At 69.0% G+C, this 20,383-nt stretch carries 16 protein-coding genes and 1 tRNA gene; 14 read left to right on the top strand and 3 right to left on the bottom strand.

From position 1 onward, the window contains the following. Position 1: 1 nt before the first annotated feature. The 9 genes from AC0NZN_RS01005 to AC0NZN_RS00965 all read left to right on the top strand — a co-directional run bounded on the left by AC0NZN_RS01005 (position 2) and on the right by AC0NZN_RS00965 (position 12,062). Positions 2 to 235, top strand: coding sequence for a DUF6704 family protein (locus tag AC0NZN_RS01005; RefSeq protein WP_474590406.1), 234 nt, complete (start codon positions 2 to 4; stop codon positions 233 to 235). A 2-nt stretch (positions 236 to 237) separates the two neighbouring features. Next, entirely contained in the window at positions 238 to 1,014 is a 777-nt protein-coding gene (gene trpC, locus AC0NZN_RS01000; protein WP_474590405.1) for an indole-3-glycerol phosphate synthase TrpC, read from the top strand. Continuing rightward, a complete protein-coding gene (trpB, locus tag AC0NZN_RS00995) occupies positions 1,011 to 2,222 on the top strand; it encodes a tryptophan synthase subunit beta (protein WP_474590404.1) in 1,212 nt (403 codons plus the stop codon). Before trpC ends, trpB begins: the two co-directional genes overlap by 4 nt. Further along, complete coding sequence (gene trpA / locus AC0NZN_RS00990) at positions 2,219 to 3,028, top strand: tryptophan synthase subunit alpha (protein ID WP_474590403.1); 810 nt, start codon at positions 2,219 to 2,221, stop codon at positions 3,026 to 3,028. The genes trpB and trpA overlap by 4 nt, the downstream gene beginning before the upstream one ends. Positions 3,029 to 3,037: 9 nt before the next feature. Continuing rightward, a complete protein-coding gene (gene lgt, locus AC0NZN_RS00985; RefSeq protein WP_474590402.1) occupies positions 3,038 to 4,018 on the top strand; it encodes a prolipoprotein diacylglyceryl transferase in 981 nt (326 codons plus the stop codon). 51 nt (positions 4,019 to 4,069) lie between these two features. Further along, on the top strand, positions 4,070 to 8,647 hold the full coding sequence (gene gltB / locus AC0NZN_RS00980; RefSeq protein WP_474590401.1) for a glutamate synthase large subunit: 4,578 nt from the start codon (positions 4,070 to 4,072) through the stop codon (positions 8,645 to 8,647). Further along, positions 8,640 to 10,106 (top strand): glutamate synthase subunit beta, encoded by a 1,467-nt coding sequence (locus tag AC0NZN_RS00975; RefSeq protein WP_474590400.1) that lies wholly within the window; start codon positions 8,640 to 8,642, stop codon positions 10,104 to 10,106. Before gltB ends, AC0NZN_RS00975 begins: the two co-directional genes overlap by 8 nt. 46 nt (positions 10,107 to 10,152) lie before the next feature. Continuing rightward, complete coding sequence (pyk, locus tag AC0NZN_RS00970) at positions 10,153 to 11,595, top strand: pyruvate kinase (protein ID WP_474590399.1); 1,443 nt, start codon at positions 10,153 to 10,155, stop codon at positions 11,593 to 11,595. Between the two features lie 83 nt (positions 11,596 to 11,678). Then, positions 11,679 to 12,062, top strand: coding sequence for a PLDc N-terminal domain-containing protein (locus AC0NZN_RS00965; protein ID WP_474590398.1), 384 nt, complete (start codon positions 11,679 to 11,681; stop codon positions 12,060 to 12,062). Between the two features lie 61 nt (positions 12,063 to 12,123). Here AC0NZN_RS00965 and AC0NZN_RS00960 read toward each other — a convergent pair. Then, positions 12,124 to 12,206, bottom strand: a tRNA-Leu gene (locus AC0NZN_RS00960). Positions 12,207 to 12,245: 39 nt separating this feature from the next. Between AC0NZN_RS00960 and AC0NZN_RS00955 the strand changes: the two genes are divergently transcribed. Next, complete coding sequence (locus tag AC0NZN_RS00955) at positions 12,246 to 12,857, top strand: ANTAR domain-containing response regulator (RefSeq protein WP_320940798.1); 612 nt, start codon at positions 12,246 to 12,248, stop codon at positions 12,855 to 12,857. Positions 12,858 to 12,924: 67 nt separating this feature from the next. Here AC0NZN_RS00955 and AC0NZN_RS00950 read toward each other — a convergent pair whose 3' ends face one another. Continuing rightward, positions 12,925 to 13,350, bottom strand: coding sequence for a hotdog fold thioesterase (locus tag AC0NZN_RS00950; protein WP_474590397.1), 426 nt, complete (start codon positions 13,348 to 13,350; stop codon positions 12,925 to 12,927). A gap of 70 nt (positions 13,351 to 13,420) precedes the next feature. Here AC0NZN_RS00950 and polA point away from each other — a divergent pair, with 70 nt between their 5' ends. Together polA and AC0NZN_RS00940 are read left to right on the top strand one after the other, a co-directional pair. Beyond that, the gene (gene polA / locus AC0NZN_RS00945; RefSeq protein WP_474590396.1) at positions 13,421 to 16,054 is read left to right on the top strand and encodes a DNA polymerase I; all 2,634 of its coding nucleotides are present in this window, start codon (positions 13,421 to 13,423) and stop codon (positions 16,052 to 16,054) included. Between the two features lie 90 nt (positions 16,055 to 16,144). Continuing rightward, complete coding sequence (locus tag AC0NZN_RS00940) at positions 16,145 to 17,818, top strand: DUF885 domain-containing protein (RefSeq protein ID WP_474590395.1); 1,674 nt, start codon at positions 16,145 to 16,147, stop codon at positions 17,816 to 17,818. Between the two features lie 6 nt (positions 17,819 to 17,824). Here the strand turns inward: AC0NZN_RS00940 and AC0NZN_RS00935 are convergent, their stop codons facing one another. Beyond that, positions 17,825 to 18,463, bottom strand: coding sequence for a phosphoribosyltransferase (locus AC0NZN_RS00935; protein WP_474590394.1), 639 nt, complete (start codon positions 18,461 to 18,463; stop codon positions 17,825 to 17,827). An 86-nt stretch (positions 18,464 to 18,549) separates the two neighbouring features. Here AC0NZN_RS00935 and AC0NZN_RS00930 point away from each other — a divergent pair, with 86 nt between their 5' ends. Together AC0NZN_RS00930 and AC0NZN_RS00925 are read left to right on the top strand one after the other, a co-directional pair. After that, positions 18,550 to 19,590, top strand: a complete 1,041-nt coding sequence (locus AC0NZN_RS00930) for an LLM class flavin-dependent oxidoreductase (protein WP_474590393.1) — start codon at positions 18,550 to 18,552, stop codon at positions 19,588 to 19,590. A gap of 32 nt (positions 19,591 to 19,622) precedes the next feature. Further along, complete coding sequence (locus AC0NZN_RS00925; RefSeq protein ID WP_474590392.1) at positions 19,623 to 20,378, top strand: SGNH/GDSL hydrolase family protein; 756 nt, start codon at positions 19,623 to 19,625, stop codon at positions 20,376 to 20,378. Positions 20,379 to 20,383: the final 5 nt, after the last annotated feature.

Genomic DNA, 20,383 nt, shown 5'->3' with positions numbered 1-20,383 from the left:
CATGAGCAGCAACCCCATCGGCGACCCCGGCCACGGACACTCGCCGGCGGCCTGGACGGCTGTCATCATCATGCTCGCGGCGATCGCGCTGGCGACCGTCGCGTTCTTCCTCGAGGTGCCGTGGCTCGTCTGGACCGGAGTGGTCCTCATCGTCGTGGGTCTGCTCGTCGGCTGGGCGATGGCCCGCGCCGGCTATGGCGTGAACGGCCCGAAGTACACGCCGAAAGAGCACTGATCATGCTCGCCGACCTGACGGCCGGCGCAGTCGAGGATGCCGAGGCCCGAGCGGCCGTCCGCCCGCTCGCCGAGGTGGAGCGCGCGGCCCTCTCGCAGAGTCCCGCTCTGGACGCCCTTGCGGCACTCGCTCCCGCCGACCGCGTCAAGATCATCGCGGAGGTCAAGCGCGCCAGCCCGTCGCGCGGTGACCTCGCCGCCATCCCGGACCCGGCTCTGCAGGCGCGGCTCTACGAGCAGGGCGGGGCGTCCGCGATCTCCGTCCTCACCGAGGAGCGCCGCTTCAAGGGCAGCCTCGCCGATCTCGAAGCGGTGAAGGCCTCGGTCGGCATCCCGATCCTGCGCAAGGACTTCATCGCCACGCCCTACCAGGTGTGGGAGGCGCGCGCCGCCGGCGCCGATCTCGTGCTGCTCATCGTCGCCGCGCTGGAGCAGCCGCTCCTGGCGCAGCTGCACGACCTCGTGCTGCAGCTCGGGATGACTCCGCTCGTCGAGACCCATTCCGCCGACGAGGTGGCGCGCGCCGCCGACATCGGCGCCCGGCTCGTGGGCGTGAACGCCCGCGACCTGTCGACCTTCCAGCTCGACCGCGACCTCTTCGGCCGTCTGGCCGAGAGCATTCCGGCCGATGCGGTGAAAGTCGCCGAGTCGGCGGTGCTGGCGCCCGCCGACGTCGCCCATTACCGTCGCGCCGGCGCCGACGTGGTCCTCGTCGGCGAGGCGCTCGTCACCGGCGATCCTGTCGCCACGCTGAACGCATTCCTCGGAGGTTCCGAATGACGACTTTGCGCGAAGCCAGAGGCCCGTTCTTCGGCGAGTTCGGCGGCCGCTACATGCCCGAGTCGCTCATCGCGGCGATCGACGAGCTCACCGAGGTCTACGAGCAGGCGATGGCCGATCCCGCCTTCATCGCGGAGCTCGGCGAGCTCCTCCACTCGTACGCCGGTCGCCCGTCGGTGCTGACCGAGGTGCCGCGCTTCGCCGAGCACGCGGGCGGCGCCCGGGTGTTCCTCAAGCGCGAGGATCTCAACCACACCGGGTCGCACAAGATCAACAACGTCATCGGTCAGGCGCTGCTGACGAAGCGCCTCGGCAAGACCCGTGTCATCGCCGAGACGGGGGCGGGCCAGCACGGCGTCGCGACCGCGACGGCTGCGGCGCTGTTCGGCTTCGACTGCACGATCTACATGGGCGAGGTGGACACCGAGCGCCAGGCGCTGAACGTCGCCCGCATGCGTCTGCTGGGCGCCGAGGTCGTGCCCGTCACCACGGGCTCCCGCACGCTGAAAGACGCGATCAACGACGCCTATCGCGACTGGGTCGCGAGTGTCGAGACCACCAACTACATTTTCGGCACCGCGGCGGGCCCGCATCCGTTCCCGTCGATGGTCCGCGACTTCCAGAAGATCATCGGCGAGGAGGCGCGCGAGCAGCTGCTGGCCGAGACCGGGCGCCTCCCCGATGCGGTCCTCGCCTGCGTGGGCGGCGGCTCGAACGCCATCGGCATGTTCGACGCATTCCTCGACGACGACGGCGTGCGCCTGTACGGCGTCGAGGCCGCCGGCGACGGGGTCGACACCGCGCGGCACGCGGCGTCCATCGAGCGCGGTCGTCCGGGCGTGCTGCACGGCGCCAAGACGTTCGTGCTGCAGGATGCCGACGGCCAGACGATCGAGTCGCACTCGATCTCGGCGGGTCTCGACTACCCGGGTGTCGGTCCGGAGCATTCGTGGCTCGCCTCGATCGGCCGTGCCGAGTACATCCCGGCGACCGACGACGAGGCGATGCAGGCGCTCCGACTCCTCTCGCGCACCGAAGGGATCATCCCCGCCATCGAGTCCGCGCACGCACTTGCCGGCGCGCTGCGGATCGGCCGCGAGATGGGACCCGACGCCATCCTCGCCGTGTGCCTCTCCGGCCGCGGCGACAAGGACATGGACACCGCCGCCCGGTACTTCGGGCTGTACGACGAGGGAGCGCAGGTATGACCTCTCGCGTCGCCGCAGCGATCGACGCCGCCCACGCCGAGGGACGAGGCGCTTTCGTCGGGTACCTCCCGGTCGGCTTCCCCGACCTGCAGACGAGCATCGACGCCGCCGTGACCCTCGCCGAGAACGGCGTGGACGTCATCGAGCTGGGGCCGCCCTACTCCGACCCCGTCATGGACGGCACCGTGATCCAGGAGGCGACGCAGGCCGCTCTCGCGGCCGGGTTCCACCTGCCGGATCTGTTCACCGCCGTACGGGAGATCACGACCCGGGTGGACGTGCCGGTGCTCGTCATGACGTACTGGAACCCCGTGCTGCAGTACGGTGTCGACCGGTACGCCGACGACCTGCTCGCGGCCGGCGGCGCCGGGCTCATCACCCCGGACATCACGCCTGAGAACGCGCCGGAGTGGATCGCGGCCAGCGAGCGCACCGGCCTCGACCGCGTCTTCCTCGCGGCACCGACCTCCACCGATGCGCGCCTCGACCTCATCTCGGCCAGCTCGACGGGCTTCGTCTACACCGTGTCGACGATGGGGATCACGGGGGAGCGGGCTCGGCTGGATGCTGCGGCGCGCACTCTCGTCGGCCGCCTGCGCGCACACGGTGCGGAGCGGGCATGCGTCGGCATCGGCATCTCGAACGCCGAGCAGGTTGCGGCGGTCCTCGAATACGCCGACGGCGCGATCGTCGGCACCGCCCTCGTGCGCGCGCTGCGCGACGGCGGATTGGACGGCCTCGCGGCTACCACTCGGGCGATCGCGGCAGGGACGGTGCGCGCAGGAGCGCCGTCGCGGCCCGCCTAGAATCGACGCATGACCCTCCCCGCCTCGGGCGCGCTCTCCGGCGCGCTCGCCAGCATCCCGAGCCCGCCCGCGAGCTACTTCGCGGTGGGCCCGTTCCAGATCCACTACTACGCCCTGTGCATCATCGCCGGCATCGTCGTCGCGACGCTGATGACCAACTACCGGCTGACGAAGCGGGGCGGCGAGCCGTGGGTGGTCATCGACATCGCGCTGATCGCGGTGCCCCTGGCGATCGTCTTCGCCCGGGTCTACCACGTGCTCACGCACTGGGGCTTCTACTTCGGTCCGGGGAAGAATCCGCTGAGCGCCCTGTACATCTGGGAAGGCGGCATCGCGATCTACGGCGCCCTCATCGGCGGCGCGATCGGCGCGTGGCTCGGGTGCAGGTGGACCGGCATCCGTTTCACGAGCTTCGCCGACGCCCTCGCGCCGGGCCTGCTCATCGCCCAGGCGCTGGGGCGCTTCGGCAACTGGTTCAACCACGAGCTCTTCGGCCTGCCGACGACGCTGCCGTGGGGCCTGCAGATCGAGTCGACGAATCCGGCGTTCCCGCCGGGGCTGCCGGCAGGCACGCTCTTCCACCCCACGTTCCTCTACGAGATCATCTGGAACCTCATCGGTGCGGCCGTGCTCATCTGGGCCGGTCGTCGCTTCCGCCTGCAGTGGGGCCGGCTCTTCGGCCTGTACCTCATCTGGTACAGCGCGGGCCGCATCGTGTGGGAGTCCATCCGCATCGATCCGAGCGACGTCTACCTGGGTCTGCGCACCAATGTGTGGGCCGCGATCTTCGGCGTCATCCTGGGTCTCGTGGTCATGCTCGTGCAGAGGCGCCGGCACCCGGGCTTCGAGCCGTCGGTCTATATGTCCGGCCGCCAGCCCAAGTCCAAACTGCCTGTAGACTCTGGGGACACCGATGACTACGTCGACGTGAGCGAGCCGCCCGCGACGGAAGTCGAGGGCACAGCCACAAGCACCGCCGCCACCAAGTAGGAGAACGGGCCGACGTCGTCCCATTTTGAGTATCAACTGAGGACGGTAGGTATGGCCTCGAGCCCACCCCGCGGCGCGGCTGCCGGCGCGTTCCCGGCCAAGCAGGGAATGTACAACCCGGCGTTCGAGAAGGACGCCTGCGGCCTTGCGATGGTCGCGACACTGCGCGGCGAGGCCGGACACGACATCGTCGAGCTGGCGTTGACCGCACTGCGCAACCTGGAGCACCGAGGTGCGATCGGGTCGGATGCGGGCACCGGTGACGGCGCCGGCATCCTGACCCAGATGCCGGACGCGTTCCTGCGTGCGGTGGTCGACTTCGACCTGCCGCCGGTCGGCGAATACGCCGCGGGACTCGCTTTCCTGCCGCGCGACGATGACGAGCGTGCCGCCCTCAAGGAGGGCATCGCGCGGATCGCCGAGAGCGAGGCTCTGACGATCCTCGGCTGGCGCACCGTGCCCGTGGAGGAGGAGCACCTCGGCAAGCTCGCGTTCGAGGCCCGCCCCTCGTTCGAGCAGATCTTCGTCTCGCGCCCGGCCGTCGGCGACTCGCCCGCCCTGTCGGGGATCGAGCTGGACCGCCGCATCTACCGTCTGCGCAAGCGCGCCCAGCACGAGCTCGACGCCTACTTCGTGTCGCTGTCGTCGCGGACCCTCGGCTACAAGGGCATGGTGACCACGCTCCAGCTCGAGCCGTTCTACCCCGACCTGCAGGATGAGCGCTTCGCGACCGAGCTGGCCGTCGTCCACTCGCGGTACTCGACCAACACGTTCCCGTCCTGGCCGCTGGCGCAGCCGCTGCGCATGCTCGCGCACAACGGCGAGATCAACACGGTCAACGGCAACCGCAACTGGATGCGGGCCCGCCAGTCGCAGCTCGAGTCCGAGCTGCTGGGCGACATCCGTCCCCTCCTGCCGATCTGCACCGACGGGGCCAGCGACTCGGCGTCGTTCGACGAGGTGCTGGAGCTGCTGACCCTCACCGGCCGCAGCCTGCCGCACGCCGTCATGATGATGGTCCCCGCCGCGTACGAGAAGCAGACCGAGATCTCGTCCGAGCTGCGCGCGTTCTACGAGTTCCACGCCATGCAGATGGAGCCGTGGGACGGGCCCGCCGCCCTCATCTTCACCGACGGCACCCTCGTCGGCGCGACGCTCGATCGCAACGGACTGCGTCCCGGCCGCTGGACCGAGACCACGGACGGCCTCGTGGTCATCGGCAGTGAGACCGGTGTGCTCGACTTCGAGCCGGCGCGCATCAAGCGCCGCGGTCGGCTGCGTCCGGGCCGCATGTTCCTCGTGGACACCGCCGCCCGCCGCATCGTGGAGGACGAGGAGGTCAAGGCCGACCTCGCCGCCCTGGAGCCGTGGCAGCGGTGGCTCGACGAGGGCCGGGTGCGTCTCGCCGACCTTCCCGAGCGTGAGCACATCGTGCACCCCATCGCATCCATCACGCGACGCCAGCGCACGTTCGGCTACACCGAGGAGGAGGTCCGCATCCTCCTGACCCCGATGGGTCAGAGCGGCGCGGAGCCGCTCGGCGCGATGGGCAGCGACACGCCGGTCGCCGTGCTCAGCGAGCGCCCGCGCCTGCTGTTCGACTACTTCACGCAGCAGTTCGCCCAGGTGACCAATCCGCCACTGGACTCGATCCGCGAGGAGGTGGTGACCTCGCTCGCTCTCGGGCTCGGCCCGGAGCGGAACCTGCTCTCGTGGGGCCCGTCGCACACGCGCAACGTCATCTTGGACTTCCCGGTGATCGACAACGACGAGCTCGCGAAGATCCAGCACATCGACACGGCGCTCCCTGGACGCTCGTCGGTGACGGTCCGCGGCCTGTATCGCGTCGAGGCCGGCCACAAGGGCATGGAGAGGCGCCTCGCCCAGATGTGCCAGGAGGTCGACGAGGCCATCGAGGACGGCGCCGAGTTCATCGTGCTCTCCGACCGCGACTCGAACAAGGACCTCGCACCCATCCCGTCGCTGCTCATGCTGGCGGCCGTGCATCACCATCTCATCCGCAACGAGGCCCGCATGCGCGTCGGCCTCGTGGTCGAGGCGGGCGACGTCCGCGAGGTGCATCATGTCGCGACGCTCATCGGCTACGGCGCGTCGGCCGTGAACCCGTACCTCGCGATGGAGACCGTCGAGTACCTCGTGCGCGCCGGCTACATCACCGGCGTCACGCCCGAGAAGGCGGTGCGCAATCTCATCTACGCGCTCGGCAAGGGCGTGCTGAAGATCATGTCCAAGATGGGCATCTCGACGGTCTCGTCGTACGCGGGTGCACAGGTGTTCGAGGCGATCGGTCTGTCGCGGTCATTCATCGACGCGTACTTCACCGGCACCGAGTCGAAGCTCGGCGGCGTCGGCATCGAGGTCATCGCGGCCGAGGGCGCGCAGCGCCACGCCTTCGCGTACCCCGAGGACGGCACCGTGCGCGTGCACGAGCGCCTGTGGACGGGCGGCGAGTACCAGTGGCGGCGCGACGGCTCGCCGCACCTGTTCAACCCGGAGACGGTGTTCCGGCTGCAGCACTCCACTCGCACGCGCCGGTATGACATCTTCCGCGAGTACACCAAGATGGTCGACGACCAGGCGACGGAGCTGAAGACGCTGCGGGGAATGTTCCGGCTCAAGGCCGGTGTGCGTCCCGCCGTGCCGATCGACGAGGTGGAGCCCGTCTCCGCCATCGTGAAGAAGTTCTCGACCGGTGCGATGAGCTACGGCTCGATCTCGCGCGAGGCCCACGAGACGCTGGCCGTCGCGATGAACCGCATCGGCGGCAAGTCCAACACGGGCGAGGGCGGCGAGGATGTGGATCGGCTCGTCGACCCCGAGCGGCGCAGCGCGATCAAGCAGGTCGCGTCCGGCCGCTTCGGCGTCACGAGCATGTACCTGACGCAGGCCGATGACATCCAGATCAAGCTCGCCCAGGGCGCGAAGCCCGGCGAGGGCGGTCAGCTGCCGCCCGGCAAGGTGTACCCGTGGATCGCCCGCACCCGCGGCGGCACGGCAGGCGTCGGCCTCATCTCGCCGCCGCCGCACCACGACATCTACTCGATCGAGGATCTCAAGCAGCTGATCTTCGACCTGAAGCGCGCGAACCCCGAGGCGCGGGTCCACGTGAAGCTCGTGAGCCAGTCCGGCATCGGCGCGGTCGCCGCCGGCACGGCGAAGGCGCTGGCCGACGTCATCCTCGTCTCGGGCCATGACGGCGGAACGGGTGCCAGCCCCCTCAACTCGCTGAAGCACGCGGGCACGCCGTGGGAGCTCGGCCTTGCCGAGACGCAGCAGACGCTCATGCTCAACGGCATGCGCGACCGTGTGTCGGTGCAGGTCGACGGGCAGCTGAAGACCGGACGCGACGTCATCATCGGCGCCCTGCTCGGCGCGGAGGAGTTCGGCTTCGCCACGGCTCCGCTGGTCGTGTCGGGCTGCATCATGATGCGCGTGTGCCACCTCGACACGTGTCCCGTGGGCGTCGCGACGCAGAACCCCGTCCTGCGGGCGCGGTTCTCCGGCAAGCCCGAGTTCGTCGTGAACTTCATGGAGTTCATCGCCGAGGAGGTGCGCGAGCTCCTCGCTCAGCTCGGCTTCCGGTCGCTCGACGAGGCGATCGGCCACAGCGAGCTGCTGGACGTCGACGGCGCGGTCGCGCACTGGAAGGCCAACGGTCTCGACCTCACGCCGATCCTCGACGGGCCCGCATTCGCCGAGGACGAGCCGCGCCGCCGCGCGCGTGCGCAGAACCATGAGCTCGAGGAGCACTTCGACGTGCCGCTCATCGAGCGTGCCCAGGACGTCATCCGCCACGGCGGCCACGTCGCGTTCGACCTGCCGATCCGCAACACCGAGCGCGCGGTCGGCACGATGCTGGGGCACCACGTCACGAAGGCGCATGGCGAGAACGGGCTGGCGTCGGGTTCGATCGAGATCAACCTCACCGGGTCGGCCGGACAGTCGTTCGGAGCGTTCCTGCCCGCGGGCATCACACTGCGGCTCGAGGGCGACTCGAACGACTACGTCGGCAAGGGCCTCTCGGGCGGTCAGATCGTGATCCGCCCGCCGCGCGAGGCGACGTTCGACGCATCCCTCAACGTCATCGCGGGCAACGTCATCGGCTATGGAGCGACGCAGGGCACGATGTTCCTGCGGGGCGTGGTCGGCGAGCGGTTCTTCGTCCGCAACTCGGGCGCCACCGCGGTGGTCGAAGGCGTGGGCGACCACGCGCTCGAGTACATGACCGGCGGTCTGGCGGTGATCCTCGGCGAGACCGGGCGCAACCTCGGCGCGGGGATGTCAGGCGGCACCGCCTATATCCACAGACTCGACCAGGCTCGTGTCAACCGGGAGGCGCTCTCGGGCGGCGAGCTCGAGCTCGGCCCGCTGGGATCGGCGGATGCGGAGATCCTCCGTGACCTGCTCGAGCAGCATGTCGCCGAGACGGGCTCGGCCCTCGCTGCTGCGATGCTGGCCGACTTCGACGCCGAGCTGGCGAACTTCACGCGCGTGCTCCCTCGGGACTACGCGGCTGTACTGCAAACCCGGCAGGATGCCGTCGCCCAGGGTCTCGACCCCGATGGCGACGTGGTCTGGAGCCGCATTCTGGAGGTGACCGGTGGCTGACCCCAGGGGCTTTCTGAAGACGACCGAGCGCGAGCTGCCGCCGCGCCGGCCGGTGCCGGTTCGCATCATGGACTGGAAAGAGGTCTACGAGCCGGGCGACTCAGCCGTGCTGCGCAGGCAGGCGGGCCGCTGCATGGACTGCGGCGTCCCGTTCTGCCACCAGGGCTGCCCGCTCGGGAACCTCATCCCCGAGTGGAACGACCTCATGTGGCGCGGCGAGGGTCGCTCGGCGATCGAACGCCTGCACGCGACGAACAACTTCCCGGAGTTCACCGGACGCCTGTGCCCGGCGCCGTGCGAGAGCGCGTGCGTCCTGGGGATCAACCAGCCCGCGGTCACGATCAAGCAGATCGAGGTCTCCACGATCGACGAGGCGTTCGCGCGTGGATGGGTGGAGCCCCAGCCGCCCGGTCGTCTGACCGGCAAGACCGTCGCGGTCGTCGGTTCGGGGCCGGCCGGTCTCGCGGCCGCGCAGCAGCTGACCCGCGCAGGCCACACCGTGGCCGTCTTCGAGCGTGATGACCGCATCGGCGGCCTGCTGCGCTACGGCATCCCCGACTTCAAGATGGAGAAGCGCCACATCGAGTCGCGCCTGCGTCAGATGCAGGACGAGGGCACGCGCTTCCGCGCGGGCGTCGAGATCGGCGTCGACATCTCATGGAGTGACCTGCGCGCGCGCTACGACGCCGTCGTCATCGCCACCGGTTCCACGGCGCCGCGGGAGCTCGCGCTGCCCGGACGCGACCTGGCCGGTGTCCACTTCGCCATGGAGTACCTCGTCGAGTCCAACCGGGTCGTCGCAGGCGAGCGGGTGCCGAACCAGATCACGGCCGAGGGCAAGCACGTCATCGTCATCGGCGGCGGCGACACCGGCGCCGACTGCATCGGCACGGCTCACCGCCAGGGTGCGCTGAGCGTCACGAACCTCGCGATCGGCCGCCGGCCCCCGGAGTCCCGCTCCGAGCACCAGCCGTGGCCCATGATGCCGAACGTCTTCGAAGTGCAGTCGGCGCACGAGGAGGGCGGCGAGCGCTCGTACCTCGCGTCGACGGTCGAGTTCCTCGGCAACGAGGTCGGTGAGGTGCGCGCGCTGCGCGTCGCCGAGACCGAGTTCGTCGACGGTCGCCGCGTACCGCGCAGCGGCACCGAGCGTGAGATCCCCGCCGACCTCGTGCTGATCGCGATGGGCTTCACCGGTCCCGAGCGCGAGCTGCTCGAGGATCAGCTGGGCGCGCGATTCACCGGCCGCGGCAACGTCGAGCGCGAGGACGACTACCAGACGACCGTTCCCGGCGTGTTCGTCGCCGGCGACGCCGGCCGCGGCCAGTCGCTCATCGTGTGGGCGATCGCCGAGGGCCGCGCGGTCGCCGCGGGCGTCGACCGGTACCTCATGGGGGACACCTCCCTGCCAGCCCCCGTCCGCCCGACCGACGTCGCCATCGGTCTGCAGTCCGCGTAGGCTGTAACGCGGTTTTGCCAACAAATCCCCCGGAGTTGAACCCCGAATGAGACGCGCCAAGATCGTCGCCACCTTGGGCCCCGCCACATCGTCGTATGAGATGGTTCGCGCCATCATCGACGCCGGTGTCGACGTCGCCCGCCTCAATCTCAGTCACGGCGATTACTCGCTGCATGACGCCAACCTCGCCAACGTGCGACGCGCAGCGGACGACGCAGGACGCGCCGTCGCGGTGCTGGTCGACCTGCAGGGTCCGAAGATCCGTCTCGGCCGCTTCGCCGACGGGCCGCACGAGCTCGCTCCCGGGGACATCTTCAAGATCACCGTCGAGGACATCCCCGGCACGAAGGACATCTGCTCCACGACCTTCAAGGGTCTGCCGCAGGACGTCAAGCCGGGCGACTTCCTCCTCATCGACGACGGCAAGGTCCGCGTGCAGGTCGTCGAGACCGATGACGTCGTCGTCACCACGAAGGTGGTCGTGGGCGGCCCCGTGTCGAACAACAAGGGCATCAACCTCCCCGGCGTCGCGGTCAACGTGCCCGCGCTGTCCGAGAAGGACGAGGCCGACCTCCGCTGGGGCCTGCGCGCCGGCGCCGACCTCATCGCGCTCTCGTTCGTGCGCGACGCGAAGGACGTCCAGCGAGTGCACGTGATCATGGCGGAGGAGGGGCGCCACGTCCCCGTCATCGCCAAGATCGAGAAGCCGCAGGCGGTCGACAACCTCGAGGAGATCGTCGACGCGTTCGACGGCATCATGGTCGCCCGAGGCGACCTGGGCGTCGAGCTCCCGCTCGAAGCCGTGCCGATCGTGCAGAAGCGTGCCGTCGAGCTCGCGCGTCGCAACGCGAAGCCCGTCATCGTCGCGACGCAGATGCTCGAGTCGATGATCACGAGCCCGGTGCCGACGCGCGCCGAGACGAGCGACGTGGCCAACGCCGTCCTCGACGGCGCCGACGCGGTGATGCTCTCCGGCGAGACCAGCGTGGGGGAGTACCCGGTCGTCGTCGTGGAGACGATGGCGCGCATCATCGAGTCGACTGAGGATCACGGCCTGGAGCGCATCCTGCCGCTGACCACGAAGCCGCGGACGCAGGGTGGTGCGATCACGCTCGCCGCGAGCGAGGTGGCCGACTTCGTCGAGGCGAAGTACCTCTGCATCTTCACGGAGTCGGGCGACTCGGCGCGCCGCATGTCGCGGCTGCGCTCGAAGATCCCGATGATCGCGTTCACGCCGCTGCCCGAGATCCGTCGTCGCATGTCCGTGACGTGGGGCATCAGCTCGACGCTCGTCGAGCATGTGCAGCACACCGACCGCATGTTCATCCAGGTCGACGACTACCTGCTTTCGAATGACCTGGCGAAGGTCGGCGACAAGGTGGTCGTGATCTCCGGATCCCCTCCCGGAATCGTCGGCTCCACGAACGACATCCGCGTCCACAAGGTCGGCGACGCCGTCCACGGAGCGGCACCGATCTATCGGCAGTAACCGAAGGCGACAAATGTTGCGCAGGCCCGCACCCTATTGGGGTGCGGGCCTCTATGCTGGGCTCACGAATTGGTGAAAGGGCGGTGTCCGTGTTCTTCTGGTGGATTCTGTGGTCGTTCTATTTCCTGGCCTACTTCTATGTCATCTTCTTCGTCATCCGCGACCTCTTCCGTGACGACAAGCTCAACGGGTGGCTGAAGGCTCTGTGGATCATTCTGCTCATCTTCGTGCCGTTCCTCACGGGGCTGATCTACGTCATCGCGCGCGGCAAAGGCATCGCAGAGCGCGAATACGCGGCCCGCTCGTATGGAGTCGCCGAGGCCGATGATTACACGCCGACGGCATCTGCGGACCCGGCCGGTGACATCGCAAAGGCGCAGGCACTGCTGGACTCCGGTGCGATCTCGCAGGGTGAATTCGACGCACTCAAGAGCAAGGCGCTGGGAAACAAGTACTACGGCGCCTGATCGAAGGAATGAAAGAGCGGATGCCTCGGCCCGAGGCATCCGCTCTCTCATGTCCGGATCGTGCCGGTGGTGGGAGTCGAACCCACACGCCCTCGCGGGCAACCGAGTTTGAGTCGGTCGCGTCTGCCATTCCGCCACACCGGCCGGCGTCGTCCGACAAGAACCATACCGTAGGATTCAAAGGTGACTGAGCAAGAGACCAACGGGACCAGCGCCCCGCGACGCGTTGTCGTCGCCGAGGACGAATCGCTGATCCGCCTCGACATCGTCGAGATCCTGCGCGACAACGGATTCGATGTCGTCGGCGAGGCCGGCGACGGTGAGACGGCCGTGCAGCTGGCGACCGAGCTGCGTCCCGATCTCGTGATCATGGATGTGAAGATGCCCCAGCTCGACGGCATCTCCGCCGCCGAGAAGCTCAGCAAGAACCACATCGCACCCGTCGTCCTCCTCACCGCCTTCAGCCAGAAGGAGCTCGTCGAGCGCGCGAGCGAGGCCGGCGCCCTCGCCTACGTCGTGAAGCCGTTCACGCCGAACGACCTGCTGCCGGCGATCGAGATCGCGCTGGCGCGCCACGACCAGATCATCACTCTCGAGGCCGAGGTCGCCGACATGGTCGAGCGCTTCGAGACCCGCAAGCTCGTCGACCGGGCCAAGGGCCTGCTCAACGAGAAGATGGGACTGAGCGAGCCCGAGGCATTCCGCTGGATCCAGAAGGCGTCGATGGACCGCCGCCTCACGATGCAGGACGTCGCAAAGGCGATCATCGAGCAGCTGGCACCCAAGAAGAGCTGAGCGAACACGTCGTTCGAAGCCGCGTGGCCGTGAGGCGCGCGGCTTCGGCGTCTCCCGGCGCGCGGCGTCAGTCGATGGACTTGATGTAGTTCGTGATGCGGATCGTCGAGCAGCGCCGGCCCTGATCGTCCGACACGACGATCTCGTGCACCGTCATGCTCCGGCCGAGGTGGATGGGCGTGCAGACTCCGGTGACCAGACCCGAGGTCGCGGAGCGCGTGTGGGTGGCGTTGAGGTCGACGCCGACCGCCAGCTTGCCGGGGCCCGCGAACATGTTCGCGGCCATGGAGCCCAGCGACTCCGCGAGGACGACGTATGCTCCGCCGTGCATGAGTCCCACCGGCTGCGTGTTGCCCTCGACGGGCATCGTCGCGACGCATCGCTCGATCGAGAACTCGGTGAAGGAGAGACCCATCTTCTCGCCGAGCGCTCCCATCCCGCGCTGTGTCGCCCAGAGCAGGCCGTTGACGTCGGAGGGGGGATTGTCGGTCATCGTGCGCCTTCGCTGCGGAGGCCGGCGCCGAGCGCCGGATGGTGTCCGCAGCCCTCAGTAGGCTGAGGAGGTGACGGACTCCGCAAAGCCTACCCTGCTCGTCGTCGACGGCCATTCGCTCGCCTACCGGGCGTTCTACGCCCTCCCGGTCGAGAACTTCTCGACGAAGGACGGCCAGCACACCAACGGCATCTACGGATTCCTGTCGATGCTTGTGAACCTCATCAAGGCGGAGCGTCCGACGCACATCGCCGTTGCATTCGACACCTCGCGTGTCTCGTTCCGCACCGAGCAGTACGCGGAGTACAAGGCGAACCGCTCCGAGACGCCGGCGGAGTTCCGCGGCCAGATCCCGATCCTGCAGGACTGCCTCGCCGCGATGAGCATCCCGGTCCTCCTGAAGGAGGGCGTCGAGGCGGATGACATCCTCGCGACACTCGCGACACAGGGCGTCGCGCAGGGATTCGATGTGCTCGTCTGCTCGGGCGATCGCGACACCATCCAGCTCGTCACGGACGAGGTCACGCTCCTGTACCCGAACGTGCAGGGCGTGTCCCAGCTGAAGCGGTACGACCCGGCCGCGGTGCGGGAGCGCTACGGCGTGGAGCCGGCGCAGTATCCCGAGATCGCGGCGCTCGTCGGCGAGACGAGCGACAACCTGCCGGGAGTGCCGAAGGTCGGCGAGAAGACCGCGGTCAAATGGCTGACGCAGTACGGGTCCCTCGAGACGCTGCTCGACAATGCCGACAAGATCACGGGCGTCGTGGGGGGCAACCTCCGCGAGCACATCGAGGACGTGCGGCGCAACCGCTCGCTCAACCGCCTGCTGCGCGACGTCGAGCTTCCGGTCGGGCCCGCCGATCTCGAGGTGAAGCCGATCGACGCCGTCGCGGTGCGCGACATCTTCTCGCGCCTCGAATTCCGCACCCTGCTGCCGCGCGTGTTCGAGGCCGCCGGCGCGTCGGCAGAGGCCGCCGTCGCCGAGCCGTCGCAGGAGACGCCGGCCGTCGCCCAGCTCGACGCCGCCGGGCTCGGCGCCTGGCTGGAGTCCGCAGTGGGAGACGTCGGGGTCACCCTGACGATCGCGGGCGGACTGCCGACCCGCATCGGGTTCGCGACGCGGGATGCCGCGGCCGAGGCGAGCTGGACGCCGGAGGTGGCGGCATCCATCGCCCCGTGGCTCGCTTCCGACGCGCCCAAGGTGTTCGCCGACGCGAAGCCCCAGCTGAAGGCGCTCACGCGGGCGGGCGCCGCGGTCGGAGCCATCTCCTACGACGTGTCGCTCGCCGGCTGGCTCATGCGTCCGAGCTTCCCGGACAAGACGCTCGCCGACCTCGTCGACCGCTACCTGCACGAGCGGCTGCCGGAGGCCGACCCCAACCAGCTCGTCCCTGAGACGGAGGGGGCAACGCCTGCACAGCTCTCCTGGTACACGCTGCGGGTGGCCGATGCGCTGCGGACCGAGCTGCCCGCTCGCGTCGCCGAGGTGCTCGAGACCATCGAGCTTCCGACGCTCCGCACCCTGGCCGACATGGAGCTGGCAGGTGTCGCCGTCTCGCACGAGAAGCTGAGCGCGTTCTCGGCGGAGCTCGGCACACGGGCCGACGCCATCGCACTCGAGGCGTACGCCACGATCGGCCGTGAGGTGAACCTGGGCTCGCCGAAGCAGCTGCAGGAGGTCCTGTTCGACCAGCTCGCACTGCCGAAGACCCGCAAGACGAAGACCGGCTACTCCACGGACTCGACGGCCCTCGTCGACCTGCAGGAGACGAATCCGCACCCGTTCCTCGATCAGTTGTCGCAGCACCGTGAGGCGACCAAGCTCCGCCAGATCATCGAATCGCTGGATGCCGCGATCGCGGCCGACGGCCGGATCCACACCACGTATGTCCAGACCGGCAGCCAGACCGGCCGGCTGTCGAGCACCGACCCCAACCTGCAGAACATCCCGATCCGCACCGACGAGAGCGGCCGCATCCGCGCCGCGTTCGAGGTCGGCGAAGGGTACGAGACGCTTCTGACGGCGGACTACTCGCAGATCGAGATGCGGATCATGGCGCACCTCTCCGGCGATCCTGGTCTCATCGAGGCGTTCAACTCGGGGGAGGACCTGCACCGCTTCGTGGGTGCGCGCGTGTTCGGCGTCGAGCCGTCCGAGGTCACCCCCGCGATGCGCACCAAGGTCAAGGCGATGTCGTACGGGCTCGTCTACGGACTCTCCGCCTTCGGGCTGTCGAAGCAGCTGCGCATCGAGCAGTCGGAGGCGAAGCAGCTCATGATGGAGTACTTCGCGCGCTTCGGCGCGGTGCGTGACTACCTCCGCTCGTCGGTGGAGACGGCGCGCATCGAGGGCTACACGGAGACGATCTTCGGCCGCCGCCGCCCATTCCCCGACCTCACGAGCCCCAACCGGGTGCTCCGCGAGAACGCCGAGCGCGCCGCGCTCAACGCGCCGATCCAGGGGAGCGCGGCCGACATCATGAAGATCGCGCTGTTCCGCATCCATGACGAGTTCCGCGCGGCGTCGCTCTCCTCGCGGGTGCTCCTCCAGATCCACGACGAGCTCGTCGTCGAGGTCGCGCCAGGGGAGTGGGATGCGGCAGCCGCCATCGTCAAGGACCGCATGGGCGATGCGGCCGACCTGTCGGTGCCGCTGGACGTGCAGATCGGCCGCGGCGCGGACTGGAACGAGGCCGGCCACTGACCTCGTCCCCGGCCGGCGCACAGCGTGGCGTTGGGGGACCGGGAGATCGCGCTTTGCGGCACCGGATGCCATGTGCCTAGGCTCGTGGTCATGACTGAACCCGAACGCATCCCGACGCCGATCGACACGATCGCCGACGCCTGGGTCGATTCCCTCGCCGAGCTGTCGCCGACGCTGGCGACGTACATCGGCCGCTCGGAGTACAACGATCGCTACGGCGACTACTCGCCCGAGGGCGAAGAGCGGTTCGCGGAGGCCGTGCGCTCCACCCTCGCCGCGCTCGACGGTGCGGCGCCGGTCGACGAGATCGATGAGATCACGAAGGCCGACCTCACCGGAGAGCTGCGCCTCGAACTCGACCTCCACGAGGCGAAGTGGCATCTGCGCAAGCTCAATGTCATCGAGTCGCCCGCTCAGGAGATCCGCAGCGCCTTCGACCTCATGCCGACCGGCACCGTCGACGACTGGTCGGTGGTCGCGCGTCGTCTGGGCGCGGTCTCGGGCGCGATCGACGGCTACATCGAGACGCTCCGCGAGGGCATCGCTCAGGGCGTCGTGCCGGCGCGGCGTCAGGTGAACGAGGTCGCGACCCAGATCGACCGCTACACGAGCGACGACGGGTTCTTCGCATCCTTCGTCGGCAGCGCCGCGCCCGAGGAGGGGCAGCTGCCCGCATCCCTCGCCCGCGACCTGGCCGACCAGTCCGGTGCTGCGCGCGTTGCCTATGAGAAGCTCGCCGAGTTCCTCCGCGGCGAACTCGCTCCCGCCGCCACGGAGAAGGATGCCGTCGGACGCGAGATGTACGCGCTGCACTCGCGTCGCTTCCTCGGTGCCGTCATCGACCTCGACGAGACCTACGAGTGGGGGCGCGAGGAGCTCGATCGCATGGTCGCCGAGCAGACCGCCATCGCGAACGAGATCAAGCCCGGCGCATCCGTCGAGGAGGCCGTCGCGTTCCTCGAGGCGGATGCCAGCCGTCAGCTGAAGGGCACCGATGCCCTCCAGAAGTGGATGCAGGCGACCAGCGATCGCGCGATCGAGGAGCTCGGAAAGACACACTTCGACATCCCGGACCCGATCCGCAAGCTCGAGTGCATGATCGCCCCGACGAACGAGGGCGGCATCTACTACACCGGCCCGACCGATGACTTCTCACGGCCCGGTCGCATGTGGTGGTCGGTTCCCGAGGGCGTCGACACGTTCGACACCTGGCGCGAGCTGACGACGGTCTACCACGAGGGCGTCCCCGGTCACCATCTGCAGATCGCTCAGGGCACCTACAACCGTGCGCAGCTGAACACGTGGCGCCGCCTGCTCGCCGGCACCTCCGGCCACGCCGAGGGCTGGGCGCTGTACGCCGAGCGGCTCATGGAGCAGCTCGGCTACCTCGAGGACCCGGCGGACCGCCTCGGCATGCTCGACGGTCAGCGGATGCGCGCAGCGCGTGTGGTGCTCGACATCGGAGTCCACCTCGAGAAGCCGCGCCTCGACGGCAGCGGCACGTGGGACGCGGACTACGCGCTCGACTTCATGCGCGGGAACGTCAACATGTCCGACCAGTTCATCCGCTTCGAGGTGAACCGCTACCTCGGCTGGCCGGGGCAGGCGCCGTCGTACAAGGTCGGTCAGCGCATCTGGGAGCAGGTGCGTGACCAGGTGCAGGCCGCCGAGGGCGACTCGTTCTCCATCAAGGCGTTCCACAAGCGGGCGCTTGACATGGGTGGTGTCGGCCTCGACACGCTGCGCACGGCGCTCACGAGCTGAGCTGCGTCACTCCTGACCGGCGCGGGGGTTGTGGGAGAGCAGTTCCACGACCTCCGCGTCCGTCGTCTGGGTGAAGTCTTCGTAGAACTGTCCGACGGCCCAGAACTCGCGTTCCGGGTGTGCGCACACGAACTCGTCGACGGCATCACGCGGGGCGTGCCAGTCCGCCGGGGCAACCGGCACCGCGAGCACCACCCGACCCGCACCACGCTGCTTGAGCTCCTGGCATGCGGCCGTCGCGGTGGCGCCGGTCGCCACGCCGTCGTCGACGACGATGACCGTCCGACCGCCCAGGTCGATGTCATCCGATGCGAACACTCCGACCCGGCGGTTGAGCTCGACCCGCTCGAGGTCCTCGATGAAGGCGAGCTGCTCCGCGGTGACAGCGGCGTGGCGCACGGCATCGGGGTTCACGACCGTGATGCCCGACGCGATGGCGCCGATCGCGAACTCCATGTTCGACGGCGCCCCCAGCTTGCGGACGACGACGGCCGCGAGCGGTGCCTCGAGTGCGCGGGCGACCTCGGCGGCCACGACGACGCCACCGCGTGGGATGCCGAAGACCACCGCATCCGGATAGCGGTTCGCGCCGAGCACCTCCGCGAGCTCGCGGCCCGCCGCCGCCCGATCCGCGAAGATGACCATGTCGCCACGATACGTCGCGCCGCGATGCGGGGGAATGGCCCCTGCTCCGGTGTCGTTGCATCCATCTGAATGAAAGGCGGTCTCGCATGGCCCACACCGTCCAGCTCGGTCTCGACACGTTCGGCGACATCACCCGCGATGACGGCGGCGAGCTCGTCACCCACGCGCGGACCATCCGCGATGTGGTCGAGCAGGCGGTGCTCGCCGACCAGGTCGGGCTTTCGTTCTTCGGCGTAGGAGAGCATCACCGTGCGGAGTTCGCCGTCTCGAGTCCCGAAATCGTACTGGCGGCCGCCGCCGCCCGCACCAAGGACATCCACCTCGGCACCGCGGTCACGGTCCTCTCCTCGGACGACCCGGTTCGCGTCTTCGAGCGCTTCGCCACATTGGATGCCGTGTCCGAAGGGCGCGCCGAAGTCATCCTCGGCCGTGGCTCGTTCATCGAGTCGTTCCCGCTGTTCGGCTTCGACCTGAAGGACTACGAGCTGCTCTTCGACGAGAAGCTGGACCTGTTCAGTCGCCTCATGGAGGAGAAGCCGGTGACGTGGGCCGGGCGCACGCGGGCGCCGCTGGAGAACGCGGACGTCTACCCGAAGACCGAGAACGGCCTGAAGGCCTGGGTCGGAGTCGGCGGAACTCCCGAGTCGGTCGTGCGCGCCGCGCGGTACGGGTACGGGCTCATGCTGGCGATCATCGGAGGGCCCTCGCACCGATTCCGACCTTTCGTCGACCTCTATCACCGTTCGCTCGACAGCTTCGGGCGCGCTCGGCTGCCGGTCGGTGTTCATTCGCCCGGTCACATCGCCGCGACCGACCAGCAGGCGTGGGACGAGGCCTACCCGGGGTTCGAGTCGATGAACAACACGATCGGCCGCGAGCGCGGATGGCCGCCGTACAGCCGTCTGCGCTTCCAGCACGATGTGGGACCGGAGGGCGCCCTGTATGTCGGCTCGCCCGAGACCGTCGCGCGCAAGATCGCCGACACCGTGCGCACCCTCGGCGCCGACCGCTTCGACATGAAGTTCTCCACGGGCACGCTTTCGCACGAGAAGATGCTGCGCAGCATCGAGCTGTTCGGCACCCGCGTCGCGCCGATCGTGCATGACATCCTCTCGTCCGACGGCTGAGCAGGCGGGAGGGGCGGACTTAGGCTGGAGTCGTGGCATCCGTTCGCTTCGTCGCCATCGGCGACTCATTCACCGAAGGCGTCGGCGACGAACTGCCGGACGGACACGTCCGCGGCTGGGCCGACCTCGTGGCCGAGGGGTGGGCCCGATCGAGCGGCGAGCCTGTCGAATACGCGAATCTCGCCGTGCGCGGCAAGCTGATCTGGCCCATCATCGCCGACCAGCTCGAGCCCGCGCTGGCGCTGAAACCGACGCACCTGTCCTTCAACGGCGGCGGCAACGACATGCTGCGCCCCCGGACGTCGATCTCGCACGTGGTCGACGCCTTCGAGGTCGTCCTGCGACGCTGTGACGAGGAGGGCGTGAAGCTCATCGCACTCTCCGGCGCCAACCCATCGGGTCAGCTGCCGCTCAGCCGGCTGATCCAGCGGCGCGGCGACCTGCTGTCGGCCGCGGTGGCGATGCGCCTGGCCGAGCGACCCGATGTCATCACGGCGTGGAATTGGCCCGACCGGGAGCTCTCGACGCCGCCGTACTGGTCCGAGGATCGACTGCACATGAACGCGCGCGGTCACCATCGGGTGGCGGCGCGCGTGCTGACGGCACTGGGGGAGCAGCCGCCGGGTGGCTGGTGGTCGCTTCCGGAGATGACGGATGCGCGTGCCCCTCGAGGATTGTCCTACTATCGCGAGCACGTCGGCCCGTGGGTGAGGCGCCGCCTTACCGGCACGTCGTCGGGCGATGGTCGCGCGGCCAAGTTCGGAGAGTGGATCGTCGTCGAGCCCTGAGCAGC

Source organism: Microbacterium sp. sgz311019 (genome assembly GCF_056135325.1).
The sequence above is the reverse complement of the archived record's forward strand: the minus strand, read 5'-3'. Positions and strand labels throughout refer to the sequence as shown.